Consider the following 13,217-nt stretch of genomic DNA (forward strand, 5'->3'; position numbering starts at 1 on the left):
GGGGTAAGACTTGAGCTATATTCTTCATAGTTTTAACATAGAGTATTATAATTACAGTTAGAAAAGCCCGATTGTTTTATTGACAATAAAATTTCCTATTAGTAGAAAGGCCGTCAAACATTCGGGAATCTTGCTTGTAAGTAGTTCATATAAATTTAGCCTATGGACAGGAACAAGTTTATGTTCGCAACTGGTATTGAGAACAGTTATCCGATGATCACTCTTCCTGACGGAAGCAGGAAGAGGGTGGACGAAATGGAAAAGTGCGGACATTATAAATACTGGAAGGAAGATTTTAATCTGGTGCGTGAAATGGGGATTGAGTTTTTAAGATACGGTCCGCCTTATTATAAAACTCATATGGCACCGGGACAATACGATTGGTCGTTTACCGACGATACTTTCAATTATATGAGGCAGCTGAATATCGAGCCCATCGTTGATCTTTGCCATTTCGGTGTGCCTGACTGGCTGGGTGACTTTCAAAATGAGGATCTGCCTGGCTATTTTGAAGAGTATGCGCGTGCCTTCGCTACCCGATATCCCTATATACGTTTTTACACTCCTATTAACGAGATATTTGTTGCTGCAGCGTTTTCGGGCCAGTATGGGTGGTGGAATGAGTGTAAAAGCGATGACCGGTCGTTTGTGACAGCTTTAAAGAATATGTGCAAGGCTAATGTGCTGGCTATGAACGCAATCCTGGAAATTCAACCGGATGCTGTTTTTATACAAAGCGAATCTTCGGAATATTTTCACCCCGAATCCCCTGATTGCGATCCGTTGGCTACTTTTCTAAATCAACGGCGCTTCTTGTCGCTTGACCTGAGTTACGGTTACCCCATCAGCGTAGTGATGTATGAATATCTTCTGGAGAACGGGATGACGAAGAAGGAATATCAATGGTTTGAAAGCAATGTCATTAAAGGAAATTGCATTATGGGTAACGATTATTATGTTACCAATGAGCATATGGTTCACGAAGATGGCAGCACTTCGGCCGCTGGAGAAATATTCGGTTATTATGTGATCACTCACCAGTATTACAGTCGGTATAAGTTACCCATAATGCATACCGAAACTAATATTGCAGAGCCAAATTCAGTAAGATGGCTCCAAACGCAGTGGGCAAACGTACGAAGACTGAAGCGCGATGGAATACCGATCCATGGGTTTACATGGTACAGTCTGACCGACCAGGTAGATTGGGATTCGGCCCTAAGAAACGACGCAGGACGTGTAAACTCCCTGGGGTTATATGATCTTGACAGAAAGATCCGGCCTGTAGGGGAGGCTTATAAGCGACTCATTGACCAGTGGAAAGTTGCTCTGGAAAATGAGAGCTATGTTTTGAAATTTAAATCCGGATATTATAAGTGATCGCTATAGTGATATCCTATTGTAGTTTAGGCGGGAATTAAGGTTTTCGCCGCCTTGACTTTTTCTGCCTGGATGCATTCTTAATATTAGAACCTTCAGATTTAAACCAGTCGCCCTGTTGTTTATAGGAGACTTGCGGGTTAAAGGAACTCAGGTCTGCATCAGGTGACATTTTCATTAAAGGCTGTTCAGCCTGGTACATGCTTCTCATAACTATCAGATTAATAATTTGATAACACACTCCGTTTTTAAAGGTTTTGTTTTTTGAAAATAAACTAAAAGGTGCTTTTTAAGTGGATGTCTAACATTGGCGTTGTCAAGCCGAGTTGTTTCTCTGTCGACTTAAAAAAGAAGCTCCTGATGGGCAGGAGCTCAAACTAACCAATTATAAACCTAAATTATTGAAAGGAGTTGCAGGAGAAGGATTCGAACCTTCGAAGATTTACATTTAATATCTCCACCAATTAAGACAGATACATTTTTCTGTCTTTCCGCAAGTTGAATAATTCCTCGTGAATTATTGATACAAATATAATGCATTTTTATAATTAATTGCAAGTTTTTTAATAAATTATTTTATTTTTTATTCTTTTTTTATGATTTACAGTTTTATTTTATGGTATTTGTAGTGATTTATTGTATTTAAAATGCGTTTCGGTAGATTTTAATATAAAGAAAACTCAATTTTTTTTGCTTTTTGGCATTTTGTAATAAAAATAACGGCTATTTATTGTTTTTGTATCGATATTTCAGGATAATCATAGTCGAATTTGGTAAAATTGAAAATATATTAGTGGATATAATAGGGAAATCATCTTTCTTAAATCCATAATAAGACCACAAGGCGTTTCCAGTTAGCATGATAATAAAAAGCAGGAACGACATATCCTGTGCCTTTTTTTTCTTTATTGTAGTTACAAGCTGAGGGACTAAGGCAGAAGATGTAAATATCCCAGCGACAAGGCCTATGATTTCGTTCGTGTCTTTCATAGTTTGATGATGTTGTGAGAAAACTAAACGGCAACGGCTTTGTTTTAATACTGTTTAATTTGGGGAAAACTCCTCTATAGTGTAAAAATTAATTTATAAACTATGATCAGAAACGCAACTGCCGTCTGGAACGGATCCGGCAAAGACGGTAACGGGCATTTAAGCACCCAGAGTACGGTGCTTAGCAACACCCAGTATTCTTTTAACTCAAGGTTTGCTGAAGGAGTGGGGACAAACCCCGAAGAGCTTATAGCTGCCGCACATGCAGGTTGTTTTACTATGAAACTGAGCTTCGTGCTGAATGAAAAAGGGTTTACAGCCGATCAGCTGAGTACAACATGTAAAATTACTTTCGAAAATGGTGCTGTCACCAAATCCCATCTCATTGTGGAAGGAAAGGTTCCGGAGATTAGTGAAGAACAGTTTCAGGAAGCGGTAAAAGATGCCGAGGAAAATTGTCCGATCTCTAAGCTTCTAAATACTGAAATATCTTCAGAGGCAACACTTCTTTAACATTTTATACAACAAGGCGGTCACCGCCTTGTTACCTTGCCGTATCCTATTTACTCTGCAAGGCATGTTCTCCATATTTCTAAAGGAAAACATGATTGTAACTACCACATATAGCGTTCTACTTTTAACTTACCTGCAGTTTGACCAGTCGTAATTTTTTTTTATTATGCCGACTACAAACTATTAAGAAATGAAAGCTGCTATTTCTGCGTTGTGTTTGCTCTTTTCCGTAACGTACGCTGGTACGCAAATGACGCATGGATTAACCGGAAAAAAGGATACAAGTTACAGTAACCAAAGTGCGTTTAAGTCTGCTGTAAAAAAATATCCTTATATAAAACTGGTAAGGGAGCAAACGCTGCCTGAAGTGAAAGAAAAAAGGGATATTATTTATTGCAGCAGGGAGGACAGAAACTTGTATCTTGATGCTTTCTACCCGGAGGCAAAAGGCAACAAACCTGTGCCCGCTATACTGATAATTCATGGCGGCGGCTGGCGCAGCGGAAGTCGTGCGCAACATATTCCCCTTGCCCAACGACTCGCCGCGCGGGGATATGTTTGTTTTACAGCAGAATATAGACTCTCTACCGAGGCCCTCTATCCCGCTGCTGTTAAAGACCTGAAAGCAGCCGTTTGCTGGATTCGTTCCCATGCACCGGAGTACAATGCAGATGCTTTAAAGATAGCTGCACTTGGGTTTTCTGCAGGAGGAGAGCTTGGGGCATTTATTGGCACCACAAATAACAAGCGTCAGTTTGAATCCCTTTGTAGTCTCGGGGAATCAGATGCAGTTCAAGCGGTTATAGATATTGATGGAACGCTTTCATTCGTGCACCCGGAGTCGGGAGAGGGGGATGATACGCGTTCAACGTCGGCTGCAACTTACTGGTTTGGTTATTCAAAAAAAGACAAGCCCGACTTGTGGAAAGAAGCATCGCCCTTAACTCATGCAGGGAAAGACACACCACCTTTTTTATTTATTAACAGTTCTGTCGATAGGATGCATGCTGGACGAGACGATTTTAGAAGCATATTAGATCAGCACGGTATTTATTCTGAAGTTCACACCTTCCCTGATTCACCACATTCTTTCTGCCTTTTTGAGCCCTGGTTCGATCCAACAGTAGATTATATCTCAGCTTTCCTTGAAAAAGTGTTCAAGTAATGTGAGAACATAATACTTAAAAAGTGTTAAAAATTTTATGGACTAAAGGATTAGTTCTATATTGGCCTCTCTAAATAAGCTCAATGAGAGTAATAACTTTTATCCTAGGCCTTCTCTTCCTGATACATTTTGGAGGATTTGCGCAAAAACCTTATTCTGTGAAAGGTTCGGTCGTCGATTCTGTGTCGAGTATCAAGCTCTTCAACACAAGCATCAGTGTCTTATACGCAAAGGATTCTATTCTTTGCAAGTTTACACGTGCGGCAAACGATGGATCTTTCTCTATTACCGGTCTTCCAAAAGGGAAATTTACGCTGTTGGTTACTTATCCCGGATATGCTGACTATGTTGAAACTTTTAGCCTAGATTCTGTTAAAACTGAGATCAATTTCGGGAATATAAATATGTTCCTTAAATCCCTGCTTCTGCAGGATGTAATAGTTAAAGGAACAGTGGCGGCGATAAAAATAAAAGGCGACACCACTGAGTATAATGCTGGAAGTTTTAAAATAGAGCCTAATGCGAAAGTGGAGGACCTGCTTAAGCAGTTACCCGGGATACAGGTCGATCAAAACGGAAAAATCACCGCCCAGGGTCAAACCGTACAGAAGGTACTGGTAGATGGCGAAGAGTTTTTTGGCGACGATCCTACTCTTGTAACCAAGAATCTGAGGGCCGATATGGTTGATAAGGTTCAGTTATATGATAAAAAAAGCGATCAGGCTACTTTTACCGGAATTGATGATGGTGAAAAGACAAAGACAATTAACGTTAAGCTGAAAGAGGATAAGAAGAATGGCTACTTCGGGAAGATAGATGCGGGACTTGGAACCGACGACTTTTACCAGGAACAAGCAATGTTCAATGCCTTTAAAGCGAAGAAAAAGATTTCTGCATATGGAACGATTGCTAATACAGGTAAGACCGGGCTGGGATGGCAGGATAACAGCAAATATGGCTCCTCTTCAAATATGGAATTTACAGACGACGGAGGGATTATGATTTATGGCGGGGGAGGTGATGATCTTGATTCATTTGACGGACAGTATAACGGGCAAGGCATTCCGACAGCTAAAAATGGAGGCGTGCATTACGACGTTAAATGGAATAACGATAACCAGTCGCTTAATACCAACTATAAGATCGGATCATTGGGAGTAGAAGGATCAAGAACTGATTTGTCCCAGAACAATCTGTCAGAAGATGTTATCCGCAGCACTTCGGATCAGACATTCGATAACTTTATGTCGAGACAGAAACTCGATGGAATTTACCAGATTAAGTTTGATACCACCTCGACGCTGAAGATATCTTTGGATGGTTCAGTGAGAAATAGTGAAACCAGGAACGCCTATCTTTCTGAAAGCAGGAGAGGAAATGACACTTTGATGAATGTGAGTGACAGAAAGGTAACAAACGATGAGGATGGAAAGGCTTTTAATGCAAGTGCATTTTGGACTAAAAAGTTAAAGAAGAAAGGCCGCACTTTGTCTTTAAACGTAAACGGATCGGTCAATCAGAACGATGCAAAAGGCTTTCTAAAATCAGGCATTGAATATTATGGACAGACGGGAGTTCTCGACAGTGTACGGCAGATCGACCAGTATAAGACGAATAAAACCAATAATTCGGCGTTGCGGAGTAATCTTACGTATTCTGAACCTATAACTAAAGACTTTTCTGTTATTTTTAATTATGGTTTTTCCATTAATAACAGCAGCGCCGACAGGAAGTCTTTTAATCTATCGGAATCTGGTTATGACCTGCTCGACCGTTCACTGAGTAACGACTATTCTCTTGACCAGCTCTCTAATCAGGTCGGCGCCATTTTCAGTTACAGGAAGAATAATAAGACGACCGTGAACTTTGGGACACGAGCTTCGGCTGTCAGGTTTCAGCAGGTCGACGAATATACCGGCACCAGGTATAAACGCAATTTTGCGAACTGGAATCCCGAGGCAAGCTATCACTATAAGTTTACGCAACAGAGGTCAATCAGGATTTCGTATAACGGGAACACCTCCCAGCCGGGGTTATCGCAAATTCAACCCATACGGGTAAATACCGATCCTTTGAATATAACCCTCGGGAATCCTGATCTTAATCCCTCGTTTACCAACCGCTTCAATGCAAGCTATAGTTCATATAAGATATTAAGTGAGCAGTCCGTCTGGATAAATGGATCCTATAATTTTACAGTCGATCCTATAGTTAGCAGTGTAGCAGTCGACCCCAGTGGGGTCAAAACCTATCAGTCTATTAATCTGAGCGGCAAGAAACCTTCCAGCTTTTACTTTAGTACCTATCTTGATAAGAAAATTAAGAAGGTAGATATGAATGTCGGTGTGAATGTCAGCGCCAATGGAAATACTTATTTCAGCCTGGTAGATAACATTCTGAATAAAACGCGCTCATTTAATTACTCAGGAGGTCTAAGAATATCGAAGTATAAGCAGAAGAAGTACGATTTTTATACCAATTTCGGTCCGAATTACAATACCAGCGAGTCGTCGCTTCAAAAGGATCTGAATAATAACGGAGCCGGGTTTAACGGTGATGCGTCTTTTAATGTATATCTGCCGGGAAAATTTCGTATCGGTTCAGACTGTAATTACGAGTATCGTGCAAAGACGAAGTCTTTTGACGAAAATTTCGAGCGTTTTATCTGGAACGCTTCTTTAAGTAAAACCTTTCTTAAGCAGGATGCTTTAAAACTGTCGGTCACCGGATATGATTTGTTGGATCAGAACAAAGGATTTAACAGGAGCGCTGGCGGTAACTACATTTCGCAAACCAGCTATACGAATATAAGACGATATTTTATGTTCTCTCTGGTATGGGACTTTAATAAAATGGGCGGCGGAGTCGCTCAGCAAGCCAAATAACGATGAAACGAATTGTAATAATAGTCGCAGCCATATTTGTGAGCACATCGGTATGTGCTCAGTATGCAAGGTTTGTCACCGAGGGGACAATCGAGTTCGAAAAATCGGTAAATATGTATGCTTTGATCCGGAAGAATATCAATAAGGATAACGAAAGCTTTCTGCAGCCGGCATTTGAGCAGTACCGGAAGTCGCAGCCGCAGTTCAAAAAGCTTAAGAGTAACCTAACCTTTTCGAAAGACAGAACACTTTTCAGGCCTTTAGAAGAAACGGAAACCAACGCCGGTTTCTTTGGAGCCAGTCCCATGGTAAGCCAGAATAACATCATCTATACGAATCTCACAACAGCATCCAGCATTGCACAGAAGAAGGTGTTTGAAGAAACATTCCTCGTTAAGGACAGCATTCGCAAGATTAACTGGAAAATTACAACCGAGATGCGCGATATTGCAGGATATCAATGCAGGAGGGCTAACGCGATAGTGCTCGATTCTATTTATGTGGTTGCTTTTTATGCCGAGAAAATACCGGTATCAGGAGGCCCCGAGTCGTTTACAGGGCTTCCGGGAATGATCTTAGGGCTCGCGCTACCTCACGAGAATATCACCTGGTTTGCGACTAAAGTCACTGATCAGTCGGTGCCTGCGAATGCTCTTACTCCTCCGGCAAAAGGGAAGCAAATGAATAATAAGCAACTTCACGAGACGATTCTGTCGGCCTTGAAAGACTGGGGAGAGTACGCGCAGGCAGCGTTGAAAGCTTTTTTATTATAACGCAAAAAGAATCCGTCAGATATTACTTAAGGGTTTTCCATTCATCGGCATTTTTAATGCCGAGTTCAGTTGGATTAAACTCAGGGTCTCTCCCGGCTTTTAGCTGTCGGCTATAATCTTTCAACGCAAGCAAAGCAGGTTTCCTAAGAAGGATGATGGCAATAACGTTCAGCCAGGCCATGATACCGACTCCAATGTCTCCAACTGCCCATGCGAGTTCAGCAGTCCTGATAGAACCATAAAAAACGGTTACAAGAATTAAAATCCTTAACAACCATAACATCCACCTTCTGCTATGGTACTTGTTGAGGTAACTCAAATTGGTTTCGGCGATATAGTAATAGGCCATAATCGTAGTAAAAGCAAAGAAAAACAGAGATACAGCAACGAAACCCGCTCCGATAGAAGGAAAGTAGGTAGATATTGCCTGCTGAGTATATTCAGGGCCGATAGCAACCCCGGGCAAGTTTTCGACTATAAAACCACCAGCCGGATTAACAACATTATATTTTCCGGTAAACAAAATCATGAAAGCCGTTGCAGTGCAAACAAATAACGTATCGACATACACAGAAAAGGCCTGAACAAGGCCTTGTTTAACCGGATGGCTGTTTTCAGCAGCCGCGGCCGCGTGTGGAGCGGTTCCCTGTCCCGCTTCATTCGAATAAATGCCCCGCTTTACTCCCCATGCCACTGCCATTCCGAAAATTCCTGCAAACGCAGGTTCCAGGTCGAAGGCCGACCTGAAGATCAGGCCGAACATGGCGGGTACTTCGGGGAGATTCATGCAGATGATAACTACGGCCATCAGAATATAAGCTGCGGCCATAAAAGGTACCACTATTTCGGCAACACGGGCTATACGCTTCACTCCACCGAAGATTATCAATCCCAGTAAAAGAGTTACAGCGCCTCCGGTAACAGTGGGGGGGACGTCAAAGGCATTTTTTATACTTGAGGCGATACTGTTGCTTTGCACGCCAGGTAATAAGAGAGCTGAACTTATTATTGTGGCTACGGCAAAAACTACAGCATACCATTTTACTCCCAATCCCTTTTCAATATAATAAGAAGGCCCTCCCCGGTAGTGGCCATCCTTAACCTGTTTATAGATCTGGCCTAACGTTGCTTCGATAAAAGCGGATGCACTCCCTAAAAAGGCAATCATCCACATCCAGAAGATTGCTCCGGGCCCACCCATTGCAATCGCAGTTGCTACACCAGCGATATTTCCTGTTCCTACGCGTCCAGCAATGGCCATAGTAAATGCCTGAAACGTGCTGACTCCTTTTTCAGAAGATTCTCCTTTCCAAAGTAATCCTACCATTTCTTTCAGGTAACGCACCTGTAAAAAACGGGTAATAAATGAGAAATACACTCCTGCTCCGAGACAAAGAATAATTAGGGCTTGGCTCCAAACGATATCGTTAATTGAATTGATGATTTTGTCCATGTATTGATTTCTGGTATCTGTATTGTAAGTAATAATGTTTTTTTTAACCTCCCCAAGGTTGTGTATGGATGACCGATCCTTAAAGAAAAGTAATTTTAACGAGAAAGTGGGGGTTGTGATAAAGAAAAAGCCATTTTCGATGAAAAAACAGTCCGTTTTTCTAAAAGGCAGGCGAGATGCTGGTGGTTTTCTGCTTTAAATCAATTCATTATTAATAGAAGGGTTTATTTTAATTATATAGCCATTAGCAAGTATGTTGTTTAATTAATGTTAATCTGTTTTAGTGATTTTCGCTCTGGTAGCCGGCTCCAGTTATACACGCTGACCGGATGTCGAGCGTCGCGGTTAAAAACCATTCTCCGTCTAGGATGTTATAGTTAAATCAGTTATTTATTAAGAAAATTATATCCATAATGCTTAAAAAGGCAATACGCATCTGTCTTCTTAAACAATAGAAAAGGGATATGATTTTGACTTTAGCCGGCAGTCTTAGTTTGCTGGTAATTTTTTTCGTGTTGTACTTTAAGTTTATGTTTCAGATTAAATATGAGTAAGAGTAAAGCTCAAGAAAATGAACAAACGGAATCTGTGAAACCATCACTGCCGAAGACTTTAACAGGCATTTCGGGACTGGACCAGATAACTTATGGAGGAATTCCTACTGGCCGGACCACGTTAATTTGTGGCGACGCCGGTAGCGGAAAAACCCTGATGTCGCTTGAATTTATGATCAGGGGATCAATGGAGTATAACGAGCCGGGAGTTTTCATGGCCTTTGAGGAAAAAGCGAAGACCTGTCAACCAATGTTGCTTCTCTTGGATTTGACTTGAATAAGCTGCAGGCAGAAAAAAAAATTAAGATCAGTCATGTGCATATAGACCGAAGTGAAATTGAGGAAACCGGGGAGTATGATCTTGAAGGACTTTTTATACGCCTTGAACATGATATCAATTCTATAGGGGCAAAACGGGTAGTTTTGGATACTATTGAAAATCTGTTTGCAGGATTAAGCAATGAGGGCATACTACGTGCCGAATTAAGACGATTGTTTAACTGGCTAAAAGATAAAGGCGTTACATCTATTATTACAGGAGAAAGAGGAGATGGTAAGTTAACCAGGCAGGGCCTTGAGGAATATGTTTCAGACTGTGTTATGATAGCCGGAAATGCTGAACGGCTGGAACAGGTATTTATGAATCTGGTAAGCAACGCGGTAAAGTACTCGCAGGATAACTATAAAATCATTATTAAAGCTTTTTTAAAAGACAGCATGGCCGAGGTGCGGATTACTGATTTTGGCATCGGGCTTTCTGATGATCAGAAGGAGTTGATTTTCGAACGGTTTTATCGGGTAGAAGATAAAAAGTTTTTAGCCTCAGGGCTTGGTATGGGTCTTTATATATGTTCTGAAATTATTGCTGCCCATAATGGTGTTCTTGGGGTGGAAAGCGAACTGGGCAAAGGGTCTACTTTTTATTTCAGGATTCCTGTTTCGGCGGCACCAGTATAATGAAAGGTATTTCCCGTTCGTCACATTTTAAGGCATATCCGTCACATTCATTGGTTTCTCATATTTAGCGGGATTATCATTGCTCTGTATTCAAAAAACAGAGATAATGAAATTTTTGATGTTAATCATTACGTGCTTTTCTTTTGGTGTTCAGGCGCAAAATACGGAGGTTACTGGATTCGGGATAAGAGGGAAAGTGGTTGATTCGGTTTCACGGAGGCCCCTCGATTTCGTAACAGTGAGCTTAAAGACCGATAACGAAGCATCGGTCAGGACAGCGCAGACTAATGCTGATGGGACTTTTGTTTTCCAAACTCTTCCTTTGGCAAAATATATACTTAAGGTAGCTTCCGTTGGGTATAGTCCCAAGAGCCTGACAATAGATTTTGTCTCGAATGGCCTGAAGGTTAAAGACCTTGGCACGATAAATCTTATTGCTGTTTCAAGTCATTTAAAAGAGGTAGTAGTTACTGCCAGTAAACCCCTTGTCAGCCAGGAGATTGATCGTATCAGCTATGATCTTCAGGCCGACCCGGAAAGTAAAGGGCAGAATGTATTACAAATGATGCGTAAAGTGCCCCTGCTTTCGCTGGATGCCGACGATAATATTCAACTGCAGGGAAATTCTAACTATAAGATTCTTGTTAATGGCCGTCCTTCCAGCATGATGGAGAGGAGCCCGAAAGACATTCTCCGTAGTATGCCCGCCACTTCCATTCAACGAATTGAAGTGATCACTAATCCTCCGGCTAAATATGATGCAGAGGGCCTGGCTGGTATCATCAATATTATTACTTCTAAAAAACTGGATAACGGTTATAATGGCAGTGTGAATGCCAGTTATGGCCTGCCTTCGGGAGGCCCCGGTGTGGGGGGCTCCGCCGGCATGAAGCAGGGCAAATTTGGAGTATCGATATATGGGGGCATAAGTGACCATAATAATCCGGCGACAGAAAGCTTAACGCGCAGACGTGTGTTAGGGGCCGAGCCATCTGTCTTAAATCAGAACAGCAGAAGTGAAGGCGACAGCCGGAACGCTTACCTCGGTTCTGAATTGAGTCTGGAAATCGACAGCCTGCACCTTATTTCTGCTCAATTTAATATTAACGGTAACCGGTCGGAGACGGAGAGTGCTCAGCGGTCGGGACTCACCGAGTCTGACGAAATTTTACAGGCATACCGGCTGGATAACAGGAGAAATGGAAGAGGCAATGGTATGGACGCAGGTTTGAACTTTCAGTTGGGCTTTAAATCAAGCAAGAACCGGCTTCTTACATTCTCGTATCGTTACTACCGGTTTTCAGACCGGCAGAATTCTAACCTTCTGGTGTCTGAACGAATGAATTTCTTTAATCCGGACTATAGGCAGAACAATCTTAGCCGTTCTTCGGAGCAGACCCTGCAGGTGGATTATGTTCACGATATCGGAAAGCTAAATATTGAAGGAGGCGTCAAAGCAATATTCAGGGATAATAACACTGATTTTGGCTATGATTCATTGAATACGGAGGGCGTTTTTGCAAGGGATTATAGCCGGACAAATCAGTATAATAATACTCAGAAAGTCTTGAGTGGTTATAATTCCTATCAATATAGTTTAAAAAGCTGGAGCTTTAAAGTTGGGTTCCGCGTGGAGCAGACAATAGTCGATGCAGATTTTGTTTCTAGTGATACCCAGGTGAAGCAGAACTATTTTAACCTTCTTCCCTCCCTGGCAGTAAATCGTAAGCTTAAAAATAATAGCACTATTAATCTGGCCTTTTCGCAGCGCATTCAAAGGCCCGGTGTTTTTGAGCTTAATCCGTTTGTAGATCGGTCAAATCCGGCTTTTGAAACAAGTGGAAACCCCGAAATTAAACCTGTATTGATTAACTCTTACCAATTTAGTTATAGCTTGCAAAAGAAAATCTCATTATATCTAAGTGCCAGCTACATGTATTCCAATACGATGATGTTCAGGGTTTCTTCTTATGATTCCGTTACCAACGTTACACGCAGTACCCCTAAGAATACAGGTTCAGCAAGATTGCCGGGCCTGAATTATAATGTTAGATTTCCGCTGACAAAAAAAGGAGATCTTAGCTTTAACGGGTGGCTCGGGTATGGCATGGTGAAGGGAGTGAACAATGGAATAAGGGTAAAAAATGAAGGATTGATGCACCGAATGAATGTTTCCGCAGGATATCGCCTTGAGAATAGCTGGAAACTGAATGGCGGATTGTATTGGTATGGTGGTAATATTAGCCCGCAGGGCCGGTCGAATTCGTATATAAGCTCTTCACTTGGTATTCAAAAAGACCTGGTGAAAAATAAACTCGCATTCTCAGCTTCTGCAAGTAATCCTTTTACCAAATACAGAAATAACCGACAGGAAATATCTGATCCTAACTTTATACAGGTGAATGATAACCAGGTTTATTTCAGAGCTTATAATTTTAACATAAATTACCGCTTTGGAAAATTGAAAGAGGTTTTAAAGAAAAACAAAAGAGGGATAAAGAATGATGATGTTTCGGGCGGTGGCGGCTTATAAGGGCGAAAGAAAAA

At 41.5% G+C, this 13,217-nt stretch carries 10 protein-coding genes and 1 pseudogene; 8 read left to right on the plus strand and 3 right to left on the minus strand.

The window, feature by feature from the left end; all coding sequences use genetic code 11:
- The first annotated feature begins 162 nt into the window (after positions 1–162).
- On the plus strand, positions 163–1,380 hold the full coding sequence (locus BDE36_RS02810; RefSeq protein WP_170205910.1) for a family 1 glycosylhydrolase: 1,218 nt from the start codon (positions 163–165) through the stop codon (positions 1,378–1,380).
- A gap of 37 nt (positions 1,381–1,417) precedes the next feature.
- Here BDE36_RS02810 and BDE36_RS23525 read toward each other — a convergent pair whose 3' ends face one another.
- Positions 1,418–1,591 (minus strand): hypothetical protein, encoded by a 174-nt coding sequence (locus tag BDE36_RS23525; RefSeq protein WP_161987522.1) that lies wholly within the window; start codon positions 1,589–1,591, stop codon positions 1,418–1,420.
- 512 nt (positions 1,592–2,103) lie between these two features.
- Positions 2,104–2,370: a SemiSWEET family sugar transporter gene (locus BDE36_RS02815; RefSeq protein ID WP_141813662.1), complete on the minus strand. Its 267-nt coding sequence runs from the start codon at positions 2,368–2,370 to the stop codon at positions 2,104–2,106.
- Between the two features lie 102 nt (positions 2,371–2,472).
- Here BDE36_RS02815 and BDE36_RS02820 point away from each other — a divergent pair, with 102 nt between their 5' ends.
- The 4 genes from BDE36_RS02820 (at position 2,473) to BDE36_RS02835 (ending at position 7,706) form a co-directional block, all read left to right on the plus strand.
- Complete coding sequence (locus tag BDE36_RS02820) at positions 2,473–2,883, plus strand: OsmC family protein (RefSeq protein ID WP_128767935.1); 411 nt, start codon at positions 2,473–2,475, stop codon at positions 2,881–2,883.
- Between the two features lie 190 nt (positions 2,884–3,073).
- Positions 3,074–4,048: an alpha/beta hydrolase gene (locus BDE36_RS02825; RefSeq protein ID WP_141813663.1), complete on the plus strand. Its 975-nt coding sequence runs from the start codon at positions 3,074–3,076 to the stop codon at positions 4,046–4,048.
- Positions 4,049–4,131: 83 nt separating this feature from the next.
- Entirely contained in the window at positions 4,132–6,933 is a 2,802-nt protein-coding gene (locus tag BDE36_RS02830) for an outer membrane beta-barrel family protein (RefSeq protein ID WP_141813664.1), read from the plus strand.
- 2 nt (positions 6,934–6,935) lie between these two features.
- On the plus strand, positions 6,936–7,706 hold the full coding sequence (locus BDE36_RS02835; RefSeq protein WP_141813665.1) for a GLPGLI family protein: 771 nt from the start codon (positions 6,936–6,938) through the stop codon (positions 7,704–7,706).
- A 22-nt stretch (positions 7,707–7,728) separates the two neighbouring features.
- On the opposite strand, the gene BDE36_RS02840 is transcribed toward BDE36_RS02835, so the two are convergent.
- Positions 7,729–9,159 carry an alanine/glycine:cation symporter family protein gene (locus BDE36_RS02840; RefSeq protein WP_141813666.1) on the minus strand — a complete coding sequence of 477 codons (1,431 nt, stop codon included), beginning with the start codon at positions 9,157–9,159 and terminating at the stop codon, positions 7,729–7,731.
- A gap of 546 nt (positions 9,160–9,705) precedes the next feature.
- On the opposite strand from BDE36_RS02840, the pseudogene BDE36_RS24090 reads away from it, so the two are divergent.
- The 3 genes and pseudogenes from BDE36_RS24090 to BDE36_RS02850 form a co-directional block, all read left to right on the plus strand.
- Positions 9,706–10,283 (plus strand): annotated as a pseudogene (locus tag BDE36_RS24090) (ATPase domain-containing protein); the annotation flags it as partial.
- A gap of 69 nt (positions 10,284–10,352) precedes the next feature.
- Positions 10,353–10,670 carry a sensor histidine kinase gene (locus tag BDE36_RS24095; RefSeq protein WP_244939633.1) on the plus strand — a complete coding sequence of 106 codons (318 nt, stop codon included), beginning with the start codon at positions 10,353–10,355 and terminating at the stop codon, positions 10,668–10,670.
- A gap of 106 nt (positions 10,671–10,776) precedes the next feature.
- Positions 10,777–13,203 carry a TonB-dependent receptor gene (locus BDE36_RS02850; RefSeq protein ID WP_141813667.1) on the plus strand — a complete coding sequence of 809 codons (2,427 nt, stop codon included), beginning with the start codon at positions 10,777–10,779 and terminating at the stop codon, positions 13,201–13,203.
- The last annotated feature ends 14 nt before the right edge of the window (positions 13,204–13,217 follow it).

Origin of the sequence: Arcticibacter tournemirensis, assembly GCF_006716645.1 — a bacterium.
Taxonomy (GTDB): domain Bacteria; phylum Bacteroidota; class Bacteroidia; order Sphingobacteriales; family Sphingobacteriaceae; genus Arcticibacter; species Arcticibacter tournemirensis.